A 21,390-nucleotide genomic window follows, 5' to 3' on the forward strand; every position below is an offset into this window, starting at 1 on the left:
GGAGGAGAATAAGAGCGTAATGGGAGAGGAATCGGTGGAGCGGAGGAACGGGCCGCTTCGCAGCTTCGAGGATGTTGAAATTGCGGGGGACGGGGCTCTGGCGCGGCTTCTGGGGCTGCACGATGAAAATATCGAGGTCATAGAGGCGCGTTACCCCGTCTCGCTCGCCGTGAATGGGGCTGGGGTTCGGGTCTCGGGGCCCGATGCCGAGCCGGTGCGCATCGTGGCGCACCTGTTGCGTCAGCTTGCGGTCGTGGCCGCCAGGGGGCACGAGGTGCGGGGCGCCGATGTCCGGCATGCCATGGACGCCCTGGCGGAGGGGCGGGAGATCAAGCTGGACGCCCTGTATTCCGAGGTCGTCTGCGTGACGGCGCGGGGCAAGCCCATACGGGCCAAGACCGTCGGGCAGAGGGCCTATATCCAGGCCATGCGGGACAACGACATCCTTTTTGCCGTGGGCCCTGCGGGGACGGGAAAGACCTATCTGGCGGTCTGCGAGGCCGTGTCCATGCTGAAGGAGGGGCGCGTGAACCGCGTCGTCCTGGTGCGTCCGGCGGTCGAGGCCGGGGAGAGCCTCGGGTACCTTCCGGGGGATCTCAGGGAGAAGGTGGAGCCCTACGTCCGGCCTCTCTACGACGCCTTCTACGAGCTTCTCTCCCCCGAGCGGTTCGCCCGCTACGTGGACAAGGGGGTCATCGAGATCGCGCCCCTGGCCTATATGCGCGGACGGACGCTCAACGACAGCTTCATCATCCTGGACGAGGCCCAGAACACGACCCCCGAGCAGATGAAGATGTTCCTCACCCGCCTGGGCTTCGGCTCCAAGGCCGTGGTGACCGGCGACATCACTCAGGTGGACCTCCCGCAGGGGCGCCCCTCGGGGCTCAACAGCGTGAGGACGATCCTGAAGGGCATCGAGGGGATCGGTTTCTACGATCTCACGGGGGCCGATGTGGTCCGTCACGAGATCGTTCAGAAGGTGGTTCAGGCCTACGACCGTTATGAAAAACGCATTTCTTGACCGCCTGCGCGCTCCGTTGGGGGCTGTCTCCCAGGAGCGCCGAAGGGCTTATGTCCTGTCCGTAGCCCTGCTGTTGGCCGTGGGGCTTTCCCTTGTGATGATGGAGTGGCTCTACATCCGCAACAAGGGGTACAGTTTCGCCCAGGGCTCGCCCTCCCCCCAGACCTACCGGGTCATCTCCCCCGTGAAGTACGAGGACCACTCGGCTACGGGGGCTCTTCGCGAGATGGCGAAGGAGGGGGTGGCCGGCGTCGTGGTACGGGACGTCGCGGCCCGGGACCGGATGAAGAAACGCCTCGAGGAGCTTCGGATCGTTCGGGATCCCAAGGATCCTCAGGTGCTCTCCTATATGCCCGCTCCACTTCTGGATGCCGTGATGGCTCTGCTCGAATCCGACCGCGACCGTATTTTGGGCCTGGCCGCCAGGGTCGGGGACGCTTATTTCGCGCGTCTGGCGTCCGGAGATGTCCTGGGGGGCAGCGGGGCGGGGGCCGCCCTGCTCTGGGACGAGATCGGCAAACAGGTCGGCGCGGTGGAGGATGCGAACCTGATCTACCAGATTCTGACCCGGGTCAGCGACTCCGGCTACAGGCTCGATCCCGAGCTGACCTCGGCCGTGAGGCAGAGTGCGGAGCGGCGGATACCGGTCATCGAACGCCAGCTGGAGCTGGGGGACGTCATCGTCGAGCGCGGGGAGCTCGTCTCCCCTCAGGCGGCCGGCCTGCTGAGGCTTCAGGGCTACACGGAGGACGCCTTTCCCGTCACCCAGGTGGTCATAGTGTTCCTCCTGGTGTTGATCCTGCCGCTTTGGCTCGAGATTCCGGCCCGCGAGGCGGAGGACGATCGCCCCTCCTGGGAGTGCGTCGTCTTCGTCATCTCGGTCGCCTGGATCTGTCAGATGTTCGCCGTGCAGCTGCGCATGGCCGGAGCCGGGATTCTTCCCTCCGTCATGCTGGCGTATCTCTGCATGCCGCGCTCCTTCGCCTTCAACGCCTCCCTGGCGGGCACGGCGTCCGGGGTGTTCATCATCGCCGGGCTCTCCGTCTACGACCTCCTTCTGCTCCTCTCCATGGGCTTCGTCGCCTCGATGGCGGGGTACTTTTTTCTGCGCCGCATCGAGTCCCGGGAGGCCCTCAGCCGCCGCGTGGTGCTTCTGGCCCTTTTCCTCAGCCTGACCCGGCGGGTGATCCTCTGGATTCAGGGGGTCCCCCTGACCTGGGAGTCCTTCAGCCTTTTCGTGCCCGTAGGGTCCTTTTGGACGGAGACGGGGCCGCTCCTGCTTTTGGACATCCTGGTGGCGCTTCTCGTCGCGGCCCTGCTTCCCATGGTGGAACGCTACATCGGCGTTCTCTCCATCCTTCGCCTGCGGGAGCTCAGCCATCCCTCCGGCCCCCTGCTGCGCAAGCTCCAGCGGGACGCGCCGGGGACCTATCAGCACTGCCTCGCGATCGCGACTCTGGCCGAGTCCGTGGCGCTCGAACTGGGGATGAACGAGAACCTGATGAAGGCGGGGGCGTATTATCACGATATCGGCAAGCTGCGGCGCCCGCAGTTCTTCGTGGAGAATCAGGGAGGGGGGCTCAACGTCCACGACGGGATGTCGCCGACGCTCTCGGCTCTGACCATCCTGTCTCACGTCCGGGATGGTCTGGAGATGGCCCGGGAGTACGGCCTGCCCAAGAGGATACGGGACTTCATCGCGGAGCATCACGGCACCGCCTGCATCCGTTACTTCTACAACAAGGCCAAGGCCGAGGCCAAGGGGAAGGCGGACGAGGAGAGGGTCGAGTGGTCGGATTTCTGTTACCCCGGCCCCAAGCCCCGCTCCCGGGAGACGGCGCTCCTGATGATCCTGGACTCCATGGAGGCCGCGCTCCGCAGCGAAAGTCTGGGGCGGGAACTCCTGAAGGCGGACGCCAAGGCGCCGCCGCCGAGGGAGGGGAACTCCGGCAGGAGCCAGGCGGTCATGGCCCTGAAGAAGGTCATCGATCAGGTGATCGCCAGCAAGATCGGCGAGGGACAGTTCGACGAGGTCAACTTTACGCTGAGGGACCTCACCCGTATCAAGGAGGCCCTTCTCAAGGTCCTGCTCTCCATGCACCATACGCGGCAGGTCAAGAGGATCGAGCGCCGTGGTGAGCCTGAGCCGGCGAGAAAGGCCGAGTCGGCGGCACCCGCAGGGGGGGACGATGCCTCAAAGGGCGGGGCCGGGGAAGCGTAAGGGGTTGCCGTGTCCCCGCTCCGTCCGGGCGGACGTGGGCAAGGGGGGCGTCAGTTGCTTTGCTGCGTAAAGAAACCCCGAACGGCGGGGACGGCGCAGTCATTTTTATGGTATCTGGGAGGGTTTGGGTTTTGAGATTAGAACTGCATGTCGATGTCCCCGAGGATGGGGAACCTCAAAGTCCGGTTCCGTTATCCGCTTGGGAGGCTTTTGCGCGCGTTCTCGAGGACGAGCTGTCCTCTCTGTGCCCCGACACTGCCCGCTATGAGGCGGCGGAGCTCTCGGTGTCCCTGATGGGGCCCGAGGAGATCCGGGCCGTCAACAGGGATTATCGGGAGCGGGACGAGGCCACGGACGTGCTGTCGTTCCCCCTATGGGAGGAGGAGGGACGGTTCGTTCCGGAGGCCATGACGGAGCTGCTGCCCCTGGGGGACATCCTGATCTGCCCGGAGGAGTTGGGGCGCCTGCACGGCGGGCTGTCCTCCGATGAGGTGCTGTGCCTTGTTCTGGCGCACGGTTTTCTCCATCTGCTGGCCTGGGACCACGACACCGAGGAGCGGGAGGCGGCCATGTGGGCCCGTCAGGATGCCATCAAGCGGCGTCTTTTGAATGCGCTGCGGGAGGCCCTTTAGATGGAGACCTTCTCCGCCCAATCCCTGTTGCCCCTGTTGAAGAACTGCCTGTGGTTCGTCGTCCTGTTTGCGCTTTCGGCCTTCTGCAGTGCCTCGGAGACGGCCATCACGACGACCGGTCGCAGCAGGCTCATGCTGCTTCAGGAAAAACGTCCGTTTCTGCGTTCCCTCTTCCAATGGCTGATCGACGACGTGCAGGAGGCCCTGACGGTCTGTCTCGTCGCGAACAACGTCGTCAATATCGCGGCCAGCACGCTGGCGGCCAGTCTGGCGCTTCAGGTCTTCGGCGAAAGGGCCCTGGTCTACGTGGTGCCCATCATGACCGTGCTGGTCGTCATCTTCGGGGAGATCCTGCCGAAGAGTGCGGCTATGGTCAATGCCGACGGGGTGCTCGTCCTCGTCACCCCCGTCCTGCGCCTTCTCGGCTTCCTGATCGCGCCTTTCGTCTGGTTGATGAAGCGGTGCGTCGCCCTGATCGGGGTCCTGTTCCGCCTGAATCTGCGTCCTCAGCATGTCTTCGTCACTCGGGAGGAGATCGAGCAGGTGGTCAAGATCGGGGAGCAGAGCGGGGCGCTCGAGGCGGTGGAGCGGCGGATGATCGACGGCATCATCGACTTCGAGGAGACACGGGTGCACGAGGTCATGGTCCCGCGCATGGATATGGTGACCCTAGAGGCCTCGGACTCCCTGAGCGAGGCCATGGAGGTCTTCATCGAGCACGGGCACTCCCGGCTGCCGGTCTACGAGGAGAGCCTGGACAACATCGTGGGGATCCTCTACGTCAAGGATACCCTGAAGCACCTCGTGGGGGCCGAGCTGGGCCAGACCGTGGGGAGCCTGATGCGCAAGCCGCTCTTCGTGCCCGAGACGATCCGCACCGTGGAGCTGCTGGAGACCATGCGGCGGGATCACGTCCACATCGCCGTCGTCGTCGACGAGTACGGCGGCGTCGCGGGGCTGGTGACGATGGAGGATATCCTCGAGGAGATCGTAGGGGAGATCCAGGACGAGTACGATCAGGAGGCCCCGGACATCCTGGAGCTGGAGGGCGGAGCCTACCTGGTCCGGGGGACCACGGGGCTGGAGGACCTCAGCGAGGCCCTGAACTGCCCCTTCGAGTCCGAGGATGCGGAGAGTCTGGCCGGACTGGTGCTCCTGCTGGCTGGAGGCTTTCCCAAGGTCGACGACGAGTTCGTCTACCGCGACTGGCGGATCCGGGTGGTCGACCTGGAGGACCACCGCATCAAGGCTCTCAGGCTCGAGCCCGCGGGTTCCTCGCGGGACGACTGACGAGGGGAGGGGAACGCGATGGACGAGACACGGAACGATATGAGGACGGGGTGTCCCCGCGGTGCGGAGGACGCTTGGGATATCCCGGGCGCGTCTCCTCGGGACCTGTTGGACCGGGCCCGCGAGGCGGCCTCCCGGGCCTACGCGCCCTACTCCCGGTTCCGGGTGGGGGCGGCCCTGCTCTTTGCGGACGGGACTGTCCTGATCGCCTGCAACGTGGAGAACGCCTCCTACGGATTGTCGATGTGCGCCGAGCGCAGCGCGATCTCGGCCATGGTCGCCCAAGGGCTCAGGGAGCCCGTGGCCGTTGCCGTCGTGGGGGCACGAGGTGAGGACTTCTCCCAGCCCTGTCCGCCCTGCGGGGCCTGCCGTCAGACTCTGATGGAGTTCAACCCCGACATGAGGGTGGTGCTGGCCTCGCCCGAGGGGCCCGTTGTCCTCCGCGTCCGCGAGCTCCTGCCCCATTCGTTTCCGATGGAGAGGGTTCTCCCTTGAGCGAGGAGCTCGGGCGCGCGCCGGAGGGCGCCGGAAGGACGATGCGCTGCGGCGTGGTCGCCCTGGCGGGGCGCCCCAACGTGGGGAAGTCCTCGTTGGTCAACGCGCTGCTGGGTGCCCGGGTGTCGATCGTCTCCCCGAAGGCCCAGACGACCCGAAACGCTGTCCGCTGCATCTACAACGACGATCGCGCGCAGATCGTCTTCACGGATACCCCGGGTCTGCATCGGCCCAAGGACAAGCTCGGTCGGTCCCTCACGGAGGCCGCCGAGGACGCCCTGGAGGGGGCCGACGTGGTCTGCTGGCTGGTCGAGGCGGGGGATCGGAAGCTCAGGCCCGAGGATGCCGAGGTTTTGAGGGTCCTCTCCGTTGTTTCCCGTCCGGTCGTCCTGGTGGTGAACAAGGCCGACGAGCACGATCCTCGCGGGGCCCTCGAACTGTATGGGGACCGGCTTCGTTTCGCCGGACGCATTGTCGTCTCCGCCAGGAAGAGGCGCAATCTCGACGCCCTGATCGAGCTGCTGCTTCCGCTCCTGCCCGAGGGAGTGCCTTGGTACGATCCCGATATCCTGATCGACGGCACGGAGCGCTTCATGGCGGCCGAGACGATCCGCGGCCGCGTTCTGGCGTTGCTGAGGGACGAGGTGCCCCACTGTGTGGCGGTGGAGATCGACGAGTACAAGAGCCCGGAGGAGTACCCCGACAGGAAGCGGCTCTACATCCGGGCGTCCCTGATCGTGGAGACGGCGGGGCAAAAGGCCATCCTGATCGGGGCTTCGGGATCGATGCTCAAGCGCATCGGTCAGAGCGCCAGGCTCGAGATCGAGGCGCTCACAGGGCAACCGGTCTACCTGGACCTGTGGGTCAAGGTCTCCCCGAACTGGCGGCAGTCGGATCCCGTCCTGCGCCGTCTGGGTTACCAGGGGCAAAGCCCCTGCCGATGACCGCAGCCTACAGCCCGCCGGACGCCCGTTGGGCGCCGGGGTTATGTCGGAGGAGTGGAGCCGGGGCAAAGCCCCTGCCGATGACCGCACCCCACAGCCCGCCGGACGCCCGTTGGGCGCCGGGGTTATGTCGGAGGGGTGGAGCCGGGGCAAAGCCCCTGCCGAAGGCCGCAGCCCACAACCTGCCGAATGCCCGTTGGCGGGGTTCGGGACGGTGTCCGGGCCTTGGGGTGGGGCATGTCGCGCCAGGGGCTTGAAGCGGCTTCGGGGGTGGTGCTTACCCGGTCCGCGTGGGGAGAGGGGGACCTGTCGCTCACGCTTTTCCTGAAGGGGATGGGCCTGGTCCGCGTCTTTGCCCGGGGGGCGGCCGCAGGGCGCGTGCGCTTCGGAGGTGGGACGGAGCCGCTCGTCTGGGGTTCCTTTCGGCTTCACCGTGGACGGGGCGGCGGGGTCTACCTGAGTGCGGTGGACGTCGTGGACGGGATGATCCCTCTCAGGAGGCGGCCGGATCCGCTTCGTGCGGCAGTCCGTTGGTCGCGGCTCCTGGTCCGGCATCTGATGGCGGAACACCCCGCGGACGACCTGCTGGCCAACCTCTACTGGAATATGCGCCTGCTGGCGGCGCCGGGGGTGCCTCCGGATGCGGCGGAATGGCGTTTCCTCTGGCGCTGGCTCTCGGCCTGGGGACTGGCGCCCGACTTGGCGCGGTGTGCGCACTGCGGTGCAGCCCTCGGCGAGGCGTCCTGGACTGGCGAGGGGCTGATCTGTGCGGGCTGCGGGCCTCAAGGGGATCGGCCCCGGTTCTCCGGGGAGGATCTGGCGCTTTTGCGGCGGGTCGCGGGCACGGACGTGGCTGGGGTCGAACGGCATGGGAAACTGGGGGAGCTCGATGGTGTACGGGGCACGTTCGCCCTGGCGTCCCGTTGCGTGCAAGGGCTCCTTTCGCAGGATATACGGAGCTCGGATTTCAAAGGCTGATTCGTTCGTAGACGATAGGCAGACCGCCAACGAGGAACGAGTTGAGCGGGTCGTTTAGGGGCGGCATCGGAGCTGGCCGTCTGCTTATGGGTTTCGCTTCGACGTTCTGGGGACGGGGCGAGGGATTTTAGTTTTTTCTTTAATCTAATCGTCAATGCGTCGACACGCGGCAACTGTGCCGCGCATCGACGTAGCGGACCGAAGGTTTACGGCTTGCCGTACCGGCACAGCATCTGTGGCCTAAATGGCCACAGAGAGCTGGCCGTCTGCTTAAAGGGGGATGGGAAGTTGAATTTCCAGGAGATCTATTTCAGGCTCGAGCACTTCTGGGCACAGCAGGGGTGCGTGGTGCAGCAGCCCTACGACATCGAGGTGGGGGCGGGGACGATGAACCCCGCGACGGCGCTTCGGGTCCTCGGCCCCGAGCCTTGGCGCGCCGCCTACGTGGAGCCCTCGCGCCGGCCCACCGACGGACGGTACGGGCAGAACCCCAACCGTCTGCAGCACTACTATCAGTACCAGGTCATCATCAAACCCGCTCCGGCCAACATCCTGGACCTCTACATCCAGAGCCTGGTCAGCCTGGGGATCGATCCTTCGGAGCACGACATCCGCTTCGTGGAGGACGACTGGGAGAACCCCTCGATCGGGGCCTGGGGGCTGGGCTGGGAGGTCTGGCTCGACGGCATGGAGATCACGCAGTTCACCTACTTCCAGCAGCTGGGCGGGATCGACATGGAGGCCGTTCCGGCGGAGCTGACCTACGGTACCGAGCGCATCGCCATGTACGTCCAGAAGGTGGACAACGTCTACGACCTCGCCTGGTCGGACACCGCGACCTACGGGGACTTGGACCTGAAGGGGGAGATCGAGAACTCCCACTACAACTTCGAGATCGCCGACACGGCGATGCTCTTTCAGCTCTTTGCGATGTACGAGGCCGAGGCCTGCCGCATCCTGGACAAGGGGTTCGTCCTCCCCGCCTACGACTATGTCCTCAAGAGTTCGCACACGTTCAACCTGCTGGACGCGCGCGGAGCCGTCAGCGTCACGGAGCGGACCGGGTACATTGGCCGGATCCGGGCGCTGGCCAGCCGCTGCGCGGCGGCCTACCGGCAGCAGCGCGAGGAGATGGGATTCCCGTTCATGGGAAAGTTCGGCGGCCCCGCCCGTGCCGGCGGGCACGCTGAGGGGAGGAATGCGTGATGGCGCTGAGAAACGTGATCCTGGAGATCGGTACGGAGGAGATCCCGTCCCGTTTCCTTCCCGAGGCCCTGGACTCGCTGGAGCGGCTGGCGCGTTCCGCGCTCTCCGCGAACCGGCTCGGCTTCAAGGACGTCCGGACCTACGCGACGCCGCGGCGTCTTGTCCTGAGCGTTCGGGAGCTGGACGAGACGCAGAATTCCTCGACGGAGGTCCTGAAGGGCCCCCCCCTCTCGTCGGCCTATGATTCCGAGGGGAACCCGACGCGTGCCGCGCTGGGCTTCGCGAAGAGCAAGGGCGTCGATGTCAATGCGCTCTGCGAGCTCGAGGTGGACGGCGTCCGATACGTGGCCGCCGAGGTGCACGAGGAGAGCCGGCGCACGCTGGACGTGCTGCCCGATCTCCTTCGGGGGCTCGTCGAGGGGCTGTCGTTCCCCAAGAGCATGTACTGGTCCGACCCGGGCGTGCGCTTTGCCCGGCCCATCCGCTGGATTCTGGCCCTGGCCGATGACGCCGTCGTCCCCTTCGAGTACGGCGACGTGCGGAGCGGCCGCACGACCAGCGGGCACCGCTTCATGGGCCAGAAGGTCATCGAGGTCAGGAACGCGGGGGAGTTTCTGGAGCGGCTCTACGACAACAACGTGATCCTGGACCAGGAGAAGCGCCGCCAGAAGCTGGAGGCGGCCATATCCCTTCTGAAGCAGGATTTCGAGGGGGACCTCGAGGTGGAGATGGACCCCGAGCTGCTGGAGGAGAACCTCTTTCTGGTGGAGTTCCCGGTGCCCTTCATCGGGTCGTTCGACGAGCGCTATCTGGAGATCCCCGAGGAGGTGTTGATCACCTCCATGAAGAAGAACCAGAAGTACTTTGCGGTCCGCAGCAGGGACAAGGGCAATGCGCTGGCCAACGTGTTCATCGGGGTCAGCAACAACCGGGCCTCGGACATGCGGCGGATTCGTGAGGGGAACGAACGGGTCCTGAGGGCGCGTCTCGAGGACGCCGCCTTCTTCTGGGCGGAGGACCGTAAGCGGTCGCTGGCCTCGAACGTCGAGCGCCTGAAGAACGTCACGTACCAGGAGAAGCTGGGGTCCGTGTACGACAAGGTGATGCAGACCCAGAAGCTGGCGCTCTGGATCTGTTCCCGGCTGGGCAAGGACGATCTGGCGAGGCTGGTGGATCGCGCCGCCTACCTGTCCAAGGCGGACCTGGTGACCCGCATGGTCTACGAGTTCACCGAGCTCCAGGGGGTGATGGGCCGCGAGTATGCGCGCCACGACGGCGAGGACCCGAGGGTGGCCCTGGCCCTCTACGAGCAGTATCTGCCGCGATCGGCCTCGGACACCCTTCCCACGGACGACGTGGGGGCGATTCTGGGGCTCGCGGAGCGCGTCCACATCGTCGTGAACTGCCACAAGGCGGGCCTCGAGCCCACGGGCTCGCAGGATCCCTACGGCCTGCGCCGGGCGGCCCGCTGCATCAACGAGATCCTGTGGGGCCGCTGCCTGGACCTGGATCTGGGGGAGGTGGTGCGGGAAGCCGCCCTGCTGAACCTGGTGGACCAGCTGACGGTCGAGCGGATTCTGGCGTTTCTCGAGCTCCGCCTGCTGATGCAGCTCAAGGAGAAGGGGTACGAGCACGAGCTTGCCACCCTGGCGCTCTCGGTGGCAGGGCATCGGCCCCTCCAGGCCCTGCGTCTGATGGAGGCGCTGAACGGGGTGAAGGACGAGCACTGGTTCTCGGGGCTCATGACCTCGGCGGTGCGCGTGCGCAACATCCTGAACAAGGCCCCGGATGCCGAGGGCGTCGTGGATGCCGCACTGCTGGACAAACCGGCGGAGCGGGCGCTGCACGACGAGGTCGCGAGGCTGGAGCCCATGGTCGGAGCTGCACTGGAGGCCCGGGACTGGCAGGCCCTGATGGAGCTGCTGGCGGAGCTCTCGCCGGTGGTGAGCGCCTTCTTTGAGGACGTCATGGTCATGGATCCCGACGAGAGGGTGAGGGCCAACCGGCTGGCGCTTCTTAAACGCTGCAACGCGCTCTTCGAGCGGGTCGGAGACCTGGGGGCCCTCAAGGGCCAGGCCCAGAAGTAGGGGCCGATCTCCGACGGAGCGTCGCGCTTCCTGTCGGCCGGCGCCCTCCGAGGACCGCAGCGGAGCGGGAAAACGACGGACGGTCCCTCTGGCGGGGGCCGTCCGTTTTGGCGGGATCATAGGGCCTGTTGGTGCGAACGATGGAGGCTGAGACCGGTTTTCGGAGAGGACGGACGTTCGCTTTTCCGTCGGCGGCGTAGGGTTCCTGCGGCGGGATGAGGGCGGAGGCTGGCGAGCAGCTCGGCCGAACTATGGATGAGTTTCGCGACAATCCCTGGAAAACCCAATTGAACATGGTTTTGAAAAACGCTATAGTATACCGAAGGCCGCGAACCTGGGCGCGCCGGAGAATCGGATCCGGCGAGCAATGGGGGGTGCGCGTGTTTTTTAAGGGGCATCAAGGCACGGGGGCGTTCCCTCGAACATTTTTCAGGTGAGGAGTGGGTTGCATGGCGGAGAAGTTCATCTACAGCTTGAAGGAAGGAAAGGGCGATCAGAAGCTGCTTCTGGGGGGCAAGGGGGCCAATCTCTGCCAGATGGTGCAGAGCGGACTTCCCGTGCCGCCCGGCTTCATCCTGACGACCGAGGTCTGCCGCAGGTACATGGAGGACCCCGGGATCATGGATGCGGTCTGGGATGGGGTCAAAAGCTCCATCAAGGAGTTGGAGAAGGACACCGGCAAGGGGTTCGACGACAAAAAAAATCCGCTCTTGGTCTCGGTGCGCTCGGGCGCGCCCATCTCCATGCCGGGTATGATGGAGACGATCCTCAACCTGGGGCTGAACGACGACACCGTCGAGGGGCTGGCCTCCGTCTCCGGCAACCGCCGCTTCGCGTTCGACAGCTACCGCCGTTTCATCCAGATGTTCGGCGGCGTCGTGGACGAGGTGGACTCCGATCGGTTCGAGCACGCCCTCACGGCCTGCAAGAAGGGGCTTGGGGTCTCCCAGGACTTCGAGATCCCGGCCGAGGCGCTCGAGAAGCTGGTGGCCGAGTTCAAGAAGATCTACAGGGACGCCACCGGACGGGACTTCCCGACCGATCCTTGGGAGCAGCTCCGCAGGGCCATCGAGGCCGTGTTCAAGAGCTGGAACATCCCGCGCGCCGTCACCTACCGCAAGATCAACAAGATCCCGGACGACCTGGGCACGGCGGTCAACGTCATCTCCATGATCTTCGGCAACCTGGGCGACGACTGCGGCACGGGCGTCTGCTTCACGCGCAACCCGTCCGACGGCGAGAACAAGCTGTACGGCGAGTTCCTCATTAACGCGCAAGGTGAAGATGTCGTCGCGGGCATCCGCACCCCCATGCCGATCAGCCAGCTGGAGGGCGCCATGCCCGAGATCTACAAGGAGCTCTGCCGGCTGACGAGCCAGCTGGAGAAGTCCTACAGGGAGATGCAGGACATCGAGTTCACCATCGAGCGCGGCAAGCTTTTCCTGCTCCAGACCCGCACGGGCAAGAGGACCGCGGCGGCGGCGGTGAAGATCGCCATGGACATGGTGGACGAGGGGCTGATCGACACCAGAACGGCCGTGTCCCGCGTGACGCCCGAGCAGGTGGAGCAGCTGCTGCACCGTCAGGTGGACAAGAACGCGCCGCAGGAGGTTCTGGCGGCGGGCCTGCCCGCCTCGCCGGGCGCCAGCGTGGGGATGCTGGTCTTCACTGCCGACGAGGCCGAGGACTGGGCGCATCAGGGCAAGCCCGTCATCCTGGCGCGGCCGGAGACCTGCCCGGACGACATTCACGGGCTTTTTGCGGCCGGTGCCGTCGTCACGAGCCGTGGAGGTATGACCAGCCACGCCGCGGTCGTCGCGCGCGGCATGGGCAAACCGGCGGTCTGCGGCTGCGAGGAGATGGCGATCGACCTGGACGCCGAGACCCTCACCAGCCGGGGAAAGACGTTCCGGAAGGGCGACTACGTGACGGTCGACGGCTCTTCGGGCCGCATCCTCGTGGGGCAGGTTCCGCTGATCGAGGCGACCTTCTCCGAGGATTTCAAGAAGCTGCTCTCCTGGGCCGACGAGGCGGCCGAGCAGGAGGTCTGGGCCAACGCGGACACGCCGGAGGACGCGCGCCGCGCCCGCGAGTTCGGGGCCAGGGGGATCGGCCTCTGCCGCACCGAGCACATGTTCATGGCCACGGATCGGCTGCCGGTGATGCAGCGCCTGGTCGTGGCCGAGACCCTGGAGGAGCGCGTCGCGGCCCTGGACAAATTGAAGGTCATGCAGAAGGACGATTTCGTCGGGATCTTCAAGGCGATGGACGGGTACCCGGTCATCGTCCGCCTGCTCGATCCGCCCCTGCACGAATTTCTTCCCAAGGAGTCGGCCCTGCTGGAGGAGCTGGGAGATTTGGAGCAGAAGGGCGGCGGGGCCTCGCCCGAGGCCGAGAAGCTGCGCCGGACCCTCAACAAGGCGTACCAGCTGCACGAGGCCAACCCGATGCTCGGTTTCCGCGGCTGCCGCCTGGGCATGGTCTACCCCGAGATCTACGAGATGCAGATCAACGCCATCTTCGAGGCCGTGGCGGAGCTGACGAAGGCCGGCGTCAAGGTGAGCCCGGAGGTGATGATCCCGCTGGTGGGAACCCGGGCGGAGATGAAGTTCTTCCGCGAGATGGCGGACCGCATCGCCGGCGAGGTCATGAAGGCCTCCGGGGTGAAGTTCTCCTACCTCGTCGGGACGATGATCGAGGTTCCGCGCGCAGCCATCGTGGCCGACCAGCTGGCCGAGTACGCGCAGTTCTTCAGCTTCGGGACCAACGACCTGACCCAGACGACCTTCGGCTATTCGCGCGACGACGCCGAGGGCAAGTTCCTGTTCCAGTACATCGACAAGGGCGTGTTCAAGGAGAACCCCTTCAGCGAGCTGGATCGGGACGGGGTTGGCGGCTTGATGCGGATCGCGGTGGAGAGGGGCCGGAGCGTCGATCCGAAACTGTCGGTCGGGATCTGCGGGGAGCACGGCGGCAACCCGTCCTCGATCGCCTTCTGCCACTCCATCGACATGAACTACGTGAGCTGCTCGCCCTTCCGCGTGCCCGTGGCTCGCGTAGCCGCGGCCCACGCCGCGATGGGTACGCTGAAGTAGGCCACGCCTGTCCTTCGCGAAGGAGGAGGCCGCTCAGGGGCGGCCTCCTCTCGTGATTTTTAGGGAATGATGCCGTAGTTTTGACGGCGAATCGCATTGATCCAAGCGGCAATTGCTCGCCTTCCCCGATGGGATGACCGCTGAAGCTCCTGATGAAACCCCTGCGTCCGGCAACGCAAATCAAGGATTTACTGTCTCACTTATGCCGGGGTAGGGCCAGGCCGCCAGCGATTTCCCGAAGGGGAGAACTGTCTAGTTCGGCTGGTTTCTTCATCAGGTACCGAGCGAAGTGAGGCTCCGGGCCGGAGATGGTATCATACGCAACGTAGGGAACCGGCCGAATTGGAACGCCGGAATCTCGCGTGCAGAGGAGGTTGCAAGATGAGTCTCAAGGAGAAGCTGGACAAGCATCGAGCGGCCATGCCCTCGCGCTTCACCGAGGAGCAGCGGCAGGTCATGGGGCATTTCAAGGAGACCGTGGCCGCGGCGGTGCGCAGGGTGCCGAAGGTCGGGGACCTCCTGCCCCCCCTTCCGATGAAGGGGGCAGAGAAGGCCCAAAGGGAATTCAAGCGGCTGGTGCTGGTCTTTTTCAGGGGCGCGTGGTGAGGATACTGCGTCCTGCAGTTGCAGGACTATAACGCCGCCCTCGAGGCGTTCCACGCCAAGGATACGGAGGTGGTCGCCCTCTCTCCGATGACGGAGGCGCAGACCGCCGCCCTGGCCGGGAGGCTGGGCCTCGGATTTCCGATCCTGAGCGACCTCCACAACGCCTATGCCCGCAGGCTCGACCTGCTTTTCGAGATCGAGCCCGCGGTACGGGAGATCTACATGTCCCGGGGCCTGAGCCTTCCGGAGTACGACGGGGACGAGAGCTGGGAGCTCCCCGTCACCGCGGTATTCGTGACGGACGAGAACCGAAAGGTCCTCTACGCGTGGACGGAGTCGGACTACACCCAGAGGCCCGATCCCGAGGAGCTGCTGGCGGCCCTCGACTGACGCGCCGGCGGGCCAGTCGCGCACCTGCGCCCGTTCGCAGACCGGGGAATGCCTTGGACGACCGTTCTTCCGAGAGGGAGGGGCGGTCGTCTTTTCATCGCGTTTCAATACTATGATTTAGCGAGTTACCGTGATAAAATCCTCCCTCGGAAGGAGGCGATCGGCAATGGAGGTCTTCAAGGCGGGGGCTGCTTCCCCCGAGGAGCTGGATGCGGGGCTGCGGGAGCGGGTGGCGGCGATCGTCGAGGACGTGCGCCGTCATGGGGACGAGGCCCTGGCTCGCCTCGAGGCGGAGCTGGGGGGCAATTCCCGACGGGCGCTGCGCGTTTCGGGGGCGGAGGTCGAGGCGGCCTATCGCGAGGTCCCGGAGGAGGATCTGGAGGACATCCGTCGGGCGGCGCGGAACATCCGCGCTTTTGCCGAGGCCCAGAGGGGCACGCTGCAGGAGCTCCGGGACGTATCCCCCGTGCCCGGAGTGTTCCTGGGACATCGCGTGATTCCCGTACGTTCGTGCTGCTGCTACGTTCCGGGCGGTTCCTACCCGCTGTATTCCACGGCCCTGATGCTGGCGATCCCCGCGAAGGTCGCCGGGGTTCGGCGCGTTGCTGCCTGCTCGCCCGTCGTGAGGGAAACCGACGCGATCCACCCGAGGACCCTGGTCGCCATGGACATCGCCGGGGTGGACGAGGTCTATGCCCTTGGAGGGGCCCAGGCGGTCGCGGCCTTCGCCTGGGGCACGCCGCAGATTCCGTCCGTGGATCTCGTCGTGGGGCCGGGCAACCGCTACGTCGCGGAGGCGAAGCGCCAATGCTACGGCCGGGTGGGGATCGACTTCGTCGCGGGGCCCAGCGAGGTGCTGATCCTCGCGGACCGCTCCGCCGATGCCGAGCTGATCGCGATGGACCTGCTGGCCCAGTGCGAACACGACCGGACGGCCAGGGGCGTCCTGGTGACGACGGACCGGGGGCTGGCGGAGCGGGTGGCGTCGGCCGTGGAGCGCCGTCTGGAGGAGCTCGGGACGGCGGAGATCGCCCGCCGTTCCTGGGAGGACTGCGGGGAGATCGTCCTCGCGGACTCCCTTGAAGAGGCCGTCGCCATCGCTAACGAGCGGGCGCCGGAGCACCTGGAGGTCCAGACGGAGAACGCCGAGGCGCTGACGGAGGCTCTTTACAATTACGGATCGCTCTTTGTGGGGCCCTACACGGCGGAGGTCTTCGGGGATTACGCCTCCGGGACCAACCACACCCTTCCCACGCAGCGGGCCGCCCGCTACACGGGCGGGGTCTGGGTGGGGACGTTTCTGAAGGTCTGCACCCACCAGAGGCTGACGCGCGAGGGAATGGAGGCCCTGGCGCCCCTGGTCTCCCGTCTTGCCTGGGGCGAGGGGCTGGCCGCCCACGCTTTGGCGGCGGAGGGGCGTCTGGAACGGTTCGGAAGCTCGAGGGAGGGATCGAAGAATGGGTAGCGGCATGGAGAGGGCCGGGGCACGGCTGAAGCGTTCGTTCGGGATGAGGGAGGCGGTGACGATCACCGTCGGAACGGTCATCGGGGTGGGGCTTTTCACCGTCGGGGCCAACGTCGTGGGGCTCATGGGGGCGGCGGTCATCCTGCCGACGCTCGTCGCCATGCTCGTCAGCGTCTATCCCGCGCTGCTCTATGCCGAGATGGGCGCGGCCCTGCCCTATGCGGGGGGAACCTACAAGTATGCCTCGCTCGGGCTGAGCAAGCCGATGGGGATGCTGGCCGCCTGGAACTTCATCATCTCGTTGGTGGCCGTCACCAGCGGCGAGGCCCTGGCCTTCAGCTTCTACCTGAAGACGGCGTTCCGGGCTCTGGGGTGGGAGCTGCCCCTGAGCGACATCGCGGTCGCCTGTCTGGTGGTGGCGGTCTTCATCGTGACGAACGTCCGCGGCGTCGAGATAACGGGACGCCTCCAGAACGGCTTCATGTTCTTTTTCTGGGGCGTGGCCCTCGTCTGGTTCCTGATGATGATCCCCAACGTCCGCCTGCCCTACTTCGCCAAACTGCCCGATTACGTCGACTTCCGCCCCGCGTCCTTCATCGGGGCCGTAGCCATGATCTGGTGGTGCTTCGCCGGCTTCGAGACCTGCTGCGCCATGGGCGAGGAGATCCGGTACCCGCAGATCAACATCCCGCGCGCCCTCTTTCTGGCGCCCTTCATCGTGTTTGCGGTGAACGCCCTTTTCCAGTGGTTCATGGTCGGGATCGTCCCCACGGAGAGGCTGATCGAGCTCTCCACGGCGGAGGCACCCTATGCCGATGCCATGTCCATCGCGGGGTTTGTCGGCATCCCCCTTCTGACCCTGGCCCTCGGCATCGCCTTCGGGGGCGATTTTTCGACGCTGAATGCCAGCATCGCCGTCCCCCCGCGCTACCTCTTCACCATGGCCCGCGACGGAGCCGTGCCCCGGTTCTTCGCTGCGGTGCACCCCGGATACCGCACGCCCTGGGTGGCGATCGTGGCCCTGGGGCTGCTCTCGATAGCGCTGATCGCGACCGGATCGATCGTCTACATTGCCTCGCTGAGCCTCTTCGCCGATCTTTTCTACTACGTGATCGGCATCGTCGCGTCCATGGGGCTTCGGGTGAGGCACCCCCACCTCAGGCGTCCCTACAGGGCGCCCGCGATAGCGGTCGGGGCGCCGGCCAGTGCCGTGATCTACATCGTCATGATGACCCAGCTGAACCGGGAGGCGTTCTGGACCGGCACCCTATGGTGCGTTCTCGGCCTCGTCGTCTTCAAGCTCTGCCAGGACCGGTACGGCCGTGCGGGGGACGAGCCCCTGACCTCCGGGGTCCTGTCCGAGGAGGAGCCGGATGCGGCGGAAAGGCGGGCCATGGACCGGGAGTACAGACGCTGGTGCCTCGCGACGGCCGCGGCGGCCACGGTGGCCCTGGCCCTTTACGGGATTCCGTATCTGATGGGGTAGATTGGGACCTTTTCAGTCCTTCGTCGGCCGCCGGTTCGGGGAGCGGCCGAAGCACGATGCACGAGGCCCTAAGGAGTGAGCCCGCCACCCTTTTGGTAAGCTCGGAATCCCGGAGCGGATGCCGTGGTCCATAGCTCGTGTCGCTTCTCTATTGGCTCTGAGGCCAAGGACACTGGGGACAACAGGAGCGACCGCCGTCCCGCCCCGACAGGTTCGGACGAAACGCGTCGGGCATCTCCGCGAGCTTGAAGTTGTTCTTCGTGCTTTTCTTCACCTCGTACATCGCGCTGTCCGCCATGTAAATGTAGTCGTTCAGCTTTTTGTATTGAGTCGGAACGCCGCAGCAGTATCCCTGCGAGAGCGTTACGATATCCGACACCTGCGAATAGGCGTGCGGCACACGTTTTTCAAGGACCCTGTCCTTGATCTCCTTTGCGATCGCCTCCAGCGCGTCACGGCCGAGGCCGTTGCAGACGATGAGAAATTCGTCGCCGCCGAAGCGTGCGCAGAAGGCCTTGGTCTTCCGCTCGACGTCCTTGAGAATCCCGGCCAGCATGGCGATGCATTCGTCGCCGGCCCGATGGCCGTAGTTGTCGTTGAAGGGCTTGAAGAAGTCGATGTCCATGATGCCCACCGCGAGGGGACTGCCGTTTTTGTAGCAGTCCTCGAAGACCTCCTCGAAGTGGCGGTTCAGGCCGAAACGGTTGGCCAGGCCCGTAAGCTGGTCGATCTCGGAGTTCCTGCGCAGAATCTCCTTTTCCCTCAGGGAGTCGACCATGTGATTGATCTCCGTGACCAGCATCCCCATCTCGTCCCTGGAACGGGAGACGAGCGGTTCGTCCGGGATGCTGCCCTCCTCGATGATCTTCAAATAGTTCACGATTTTGTTGATCATGGAGATCCAGCGGTTGGCGGAGAGAAACAGAATGCCGCCGAGAAGGAGAATGGCCGCGGTCATGCCGATGGACATCATTCTTACGATCTCCCGGACGTGACGCTGCAGCTCGGAGATGTTGCGGCCGACGACGATTGCCCCCACGATATTGCCGTCCTTGTCCCTCAGCGCGTTGTAGCGGCAATAGATCATGCCTCCGGCGACGTTCGCCTCGCCCTCGTAAAAGCCTTTTTCGTCGAGAGCGTCCGCCACTTGTTTGTCGATGTAGGTGCCGACGATGGACTGCCCGTTGGGGTCCTTCGTGCTGCCGGCGACCCGCAGATAATGTCCCTGGCGGTAGCCTTTTTGCGTGGCCGTTCCTTCGACATAGCCGAGCCCTTCGCCGTTGCGCTTGATGAAGACGTAGGAAAACGTGCCCGTCTTGCGTTCGTGCTCCAGGAAGGGCCTGAAATTCGCCATCGCCTCCGTCCCGTCGCCGATCGGGGTATCGCCCCGATAGATCGCGTCGGATTTGATATTCCAGTCTCCGCTGCCGATCAGGTCCTCGATGTAGTTGATGTCTGCAACCAGCCTGTTCGCGATCAGGGTTTCCTCCATTTGCATGAGGACCTTCCGCATGATCCCGAAAATCGAAGCGACCGTCAGAACGCTGAAGAAAAGCAGCAAGATGACGAACTTGAATCGGAGACTTCTGAAGCGCAGGGCTTTTATGAACGTCAAGTTTTCGAGCTCCCCGTCCTTTGAAAATATGGGCCGTCTGAGGCAAATGCGCCTAGTATACTCCCACATCCCCTTGGAATCGATCCCTCGAACTCCGTATCATCGCCTTCGTTTCAGTTCGGCGGCCAGCCTCTGCATCTCGGCCAGCTCCTCCAGGGTGGCTTCGCGCCGCTTCATCTTCGCGTCCAGGAAGCGGAGGCGCGACTCGTCGCGCCTCCGTCGGAGCCCCGAGCAGACTACGGCCCAGGGCTCCGAGTCGGAGTGCTCCAGCTCGTCGCAGAAGGCGTCCCCCCGGGCGATCAGGGCCAGAGGGAAACGGTCGCCAATGGACAGCCACCGGGCCTCGAGGGTCGCCGTGGACTCCATGAGGATCGCCAGCACGACCTCCTTGACCCGTTCGTCGGACAGAAGCTCCAGCATGTCCTCCGGCCGGCTGGAGCAGCGATAATCCTCGCCGCGCCAGAGAAGGGCGCAAAGAGCGGCCTCCAGAGGTTCGGGATCGGGGTTCTCATGGGCCGCGTTTTCGTTGCCGCCCTCCGCAGCTCCTCGCCTCTCCTCCGGCCTGCGTCCGCGTCGGAACGCCTCCAGCTCGCGCCAGAACTCGTGGGGATAGAAACCCAGGGCCCCGGCCAACTGAGGTGCGTTGGGGGCTATCGTGGAGGGCTGGAGCTGGGCCAGTCCGCCGAACAGGGACTCCACGCCCGCGCGCCGCGTCTCCGGGCGCTCCAGTAGCGGCTGCACCGCAGCAAGGTGTTGAAGCACCAGGGGGCGTGCCTCCTCGAGCGCCCGTTCGAAGGTCGCTCGGCCGTCGGGGGAGGAGAGCAGGTCGTCGGGGTCCTTCCCCGTAGGGATGGAGATGACCTGGACGTCCAGTCCCAGCCCCTGAAGGGTGTACATGCCGCGCAGCGTCGCCTCCTGGCCCGCGGTGTCGCTGTCGTAACAGATATAGCAGCGGTCGCCGAACCTCTTGAGAAGCCGGGCCTGTTCCTCCGTCAGGGAGGTGCCCAGCGAGGCGACGGTCTCCGTGTATCCGTTCAGGTGAAGCCTGATGGCGTCCATATAGCCCTCCACCAGGATGGAGCGTCCCCTCTCCCGGATGGAGCCCCGGGCCTCGTGCAGCAGGTAGAGGTTTCGGCGCTTGCTGTAGATCGCCCCCTCGGGGCTGTTGATGTATTTGGCCCCCTCGCCGTCCACCAGGCGCCCTCCGAAGGCGATGACACGGCCCGCGACGTCGCGGATGGGAAAGGTCATGCGACCCCGGAAGCGATCGTACACCCCCCCCCGCTGTCCTTCCAGTACGAGTCCCGCGTCGAGTGCCTCGCGGTCCGTCACGCCCGCTCCCCTCAGATGCCGCGACAGGGAGTCCCAGGAGTTGGCGCTCCAGCCCAGGCCGAACCTTGCGGCGTCGTCCAGCGAGAGCCCGCGGCGCGTCAGGTAGGCGCGCACCGCCGTCCCCTCGGGCGCGGTCAGGAGAGATCGGAAAAATTTTTCCGCCAGGTCCATGACCTCGTACAGGTTTCCCGAGGTCCGCCTCCTGCCCTCGGGGCGGGTCAGGGCGACTCCGGCCCGGTCGGCCAGGAGCTCCAGGGCCTGGCGAAACTCCAGCCCCTCCGTCTCCATGACGAAGGTGAACACGTCCCCGCCGCGCCCGCACCCAAAGCAATGGTAGTTCTGGCGCTCCTGCGAGACGTGGAAGGACGGGGTCTTCTCGTCGTGGAAGGGGCAGAGCCCCAGATACCCGCGCCCGGCACGGTGGAGCCTCACCCGATCCCCGATGACCTCCAGGATGTCCAGTCTTTCCTTGATCCTCTTGACGTCGTCGTTCTGCACGGCCGGTTCCCTTCCATAAAAAGTGGGGG

At 65.5% G+C, this 21,390-nt stretch carries 16 protein-coding genes; 14 read left to right on the forward strand and 2 right to left on the reverse strand.

Going from position 1 to position 21,390, the window contains the following annotated elements; genetic code table 11:
- Window positions 1-19 precede the first annotated feature (19 nt).
- From EII26_RS04005 to EII26_RS04070, 14 genes are all read left to right on the forward strand, one after another.
- Window positions 20-1,021 (forward strand): PhoH family protein, encoded by a 1,002-nt coding sequence (locus EII26_RS04005; protein WP_124887867.1) that lies wholly within the window; start codon window positions 20-22, stop codon window positions 1,019-1,021.
- Window positions 1,002-3,242, forward strand: a complete 2,241-nt coding sequence (locus tag EII26_RS04010) for an HDIG domain-containing metalloprotein (protein ID WP_158612149.1) — start codon at window positions 1,002-1,004, stop codon at window positions 3,240-3,242. The genes EII26_RS04005 and EII26_RS04010 overlap by 20 nt, the downstream gene beginning before the upstream one ends.
- A 131-nt stretch (window positions 3,243-3,373) precedes the next feature.
- Window positions 3,374-3,874 carry an rRNA maturation RNase YbeY gene (gene ybeY, locus EII26_RS04015; RefSeq protein WP_158612150.1) on the forward strand — a complete coding sequence of 167 codons (501 nt, stop codon included), beginning with the start codon at window positions 3,374-3,376 and terminating at the stop codon, window positions 3,872-3,874.
- Entirely contained in the window at window positions 3,875-5,164 is a 1,290-nt protein-coding gene (locus EII26_RS04020; RefSeq protein ID WP_124887870.1) for a hemolysin family protein, read from the forward strand.
- Between the two features lie 18 nt (window positions 5,165-5,182).
- On the forward strand, window positions 5,183-5,659 hold the full coding sequence (locus EII26_RS04025; RefSeq protein WP_233572595.1) for a cytidine deaminase: 477 nt from the start codon (window positions 5,183-5,185) through the stop codon (window positions 5,657-5,659).
- Window positions 5,656-6,603, forward strand: coding sequence for a GTPase Era (gene era, locus EII26_RS04030; protein ID WP_233572596.1), 948 nt, complete (start codon window positions 5,656-5,658; stop codon window positions 6,601-6,603). The genes EII26_RS04025 and era overlap by 4 nt, the downstream gene beginning before the upstream one ends.
- A 189-nt stretch (window positions 6,604-6,792) precedes the next feature.
- A complete protein-coding gene (gene recO, locus EII26_RS04035) occupies window positions 6,793-7,581 on the forward strand; it encodes a DNA repair protein RecO (protein WP_124887871.1) in 789 nt (262 codons plus the stop codon).
- A 288-nt stretch (window positions 7,582-7,869) separates the two neighbouring features.
- Window positions 7,870-8,787 carry a glycine--tRNA ligase subunit alpha gene (glyQ, locus tag EII26_RS04040; RefSeq protein ID WP_124887872.1) on the forward strand — a complete coding sequence of 306 codons (918 nt, stop codon included), beginning with the start codon at window positions 7,870-7,872 and terminating at the stop codon, window positions 8,785-8,787.
- Entirely contained in the window at window positions 8,787-10,874 is a 2,088-nt protein-coding gene (glyS, locus tag EII26_RS04045; RefSeq protein WP_124887873.1) for a glycine--tRNA ligase subunit beta, read from the forward strand. The genes glyQ and glyS overlap by 1 nt, the downstream gene beginning before the upstream one ends.
- Window positions 10,875-11,323: 449 nt before the next feature.
- Window positions 11,324-13,969, forward strand: a complete 2,646-nt coding sequence (gene ppdK / locus EII26_RS04050) for a pyruvate, phosphate dikinase (RefSeq protein WP_124887874.1) — start codon at window positions 11,324-11,326, stop codon at window positions 13,967-13,969.
- Window positions 13,970-14,350: 381 nt separating this feature from the next.
- The gene (locus tag EII26_RS04055) at window positions 14,351-14,575 is read left to right on the forward strand and encodes a hypothetical protein (RefSeq protein WP_124887875.1); all 225 of its coding nucleotides are present in this window, start codon (window positions 14,351-14,353) and stop codon (window positions 14,573-14,575) included.
- A gap of 12 nt (window positions 14,576-14,587) precedes the next feature.
- Window positions 14,588-14,965: a peroxiredoxin family protein gene (locus EII26_RS04060; protein WP_124887876.1), complete on the forward strand. Its 378-nt coding sequence runs from the start codon at window positions 14,588-14,590 to the stop codon at window positions 14,963-14,965.
- A gap of 166 nt (window positions 14,966-15,131) precedes the next feature.
- A complete protein-coding gene (hisD, locus tag EII26_RS04065) occupies window positions 15,132-16,430 on the forward strand; it encodes a histidinol dehydrogenase (RefSeq protein ID WP_124887877.1) in 1,299 nt (432 codons plus the stop codon).
- Window positions 16,423-17,916, forward strand: a complete 1,494-nt coding sequence (locus tag EII26_RS04070) for an APC family permease (RefSeq protein ID WP_199735061.1) — start codon at window positions 16,423-16,425, stop codon at window positions 17,914-17,916. Before hisD ends, EII26_RS04070 begins: the two co-directional genes overlap by 8 nt.
- A 148-nt stretch (window positions 17,917-18,064) precedes the next feature.
- Here EII26_RS04070 and EII26_RS04075 read toward each other — a convergent pair whose 3' ends face one another.
- Together EII26_RS04075 and dnaG are read right to left on the reverse strand one after the other, a co-directional pair.
- The gene (locus EII26_RS04075; RefSeq protein WP_158612152.1) at window positions 18,065-19,531 is read right to left on the reverse strand and encodes a diguanylate cyclase domain-containing protein; all 1,467 of its coding nucleotides are present in this window, start codon (window positions 19,529-19,531) and stop codon (window positions 18,065-18,067) included.
- A 99-nt stretch (window positions 19,532-19,630) separates the two neighbouring features.
- Window positions 19,631-21,361, reverse strand: a complete 1,731-nt coding sequence (gene dnaG, locus EII26_RS04080) for a DNA primase (RefSeq protein WP_124887879.1) — start codon at window positions 21,359-21,361, stop codon at window positions 19,631-19,633.
- Between the last annotated feature and the right edge of the window lie 29 nt (window positions 21,362-21,390).

This window comes from Fretibacterium sp. OH1220_COT-178 (assembly GCF_003860125.1).
GTDB lineage: Bacteria > Synergistota > Synergistia > Synergistales > Aminobacteriaceae > CAJPSE01.

Bases quoted from the DNA above. Each gene is read 5' to 3' on its own strand.
- EII26_RS04005 (WP_124887867.1), top strand. From the start codon at position 20: ATGGGAGAGGAATCGGTGGAGCGGAGGAACGGGCCGCTTCGCAGCTTC.
- EII26_RS04010 (WP_158612149.1), top strand. From the start codon at position 1,002: ATGAAAAACGCATTTCTTGACCGCCTGCGCGCTCCGTTGGGGGCTGTC.
- EII26_RS04020 (WP_124887870.1), top strand. From the start codon at position 3,875: ATGGAGACCTTCTCCGCCCAATCCCTGTTGCCCCTGTTGAAGAACTGC.
- EII26_RS04025 (WP_233572595.1), top strand. From the start codon at position 5,183: ATGGACGAGACACGGAACGATATGAGGACGGGGTGTCCCCGCGGTGCG.
- recO (WP_124887871.1), top strand. From the start codon at position 6,793: ATGCCCGTTGGCGGGGTTCGGGACGGTGTCCGGGCCTTGGGGTGGGGC.
- glyS (WP_124887873.1), top strand. From the start codon at position 8,787: ATGGCGCTGAGAAACGTGATCCTGGAGATCGGTACGGAGGAGATCCCG.
- ppdK (WP_124887874.1), top strand. From the start codon at position 11,324: ATGGCGGAGAAGTTCATCTACAGCTTGAAGGAAGGAAAGGGCGATCAG.
- EII26_RS04055 (WP_124887875.1), top strand. From the start codon at position 14,351: ATGAGTCTCAAGGAGAAGCTGGACAAGCATCGAGCGGCCATGCCCTCG.
- hisD (WP_124887877.1), top strand. From the start codon at position 15,132: ATGGAGGTCTTCAAGGCGGGGGCTGCTTCCCCCGAGGAGCTGGATGCG.
- EII26_RS04070 (WP_199735061.1), top strand. From the start codon at position 16,423: ATGGGTAGCGGCATGGAGAGGGCCGGGGCACGGCTGAAGCGTTCGTTC.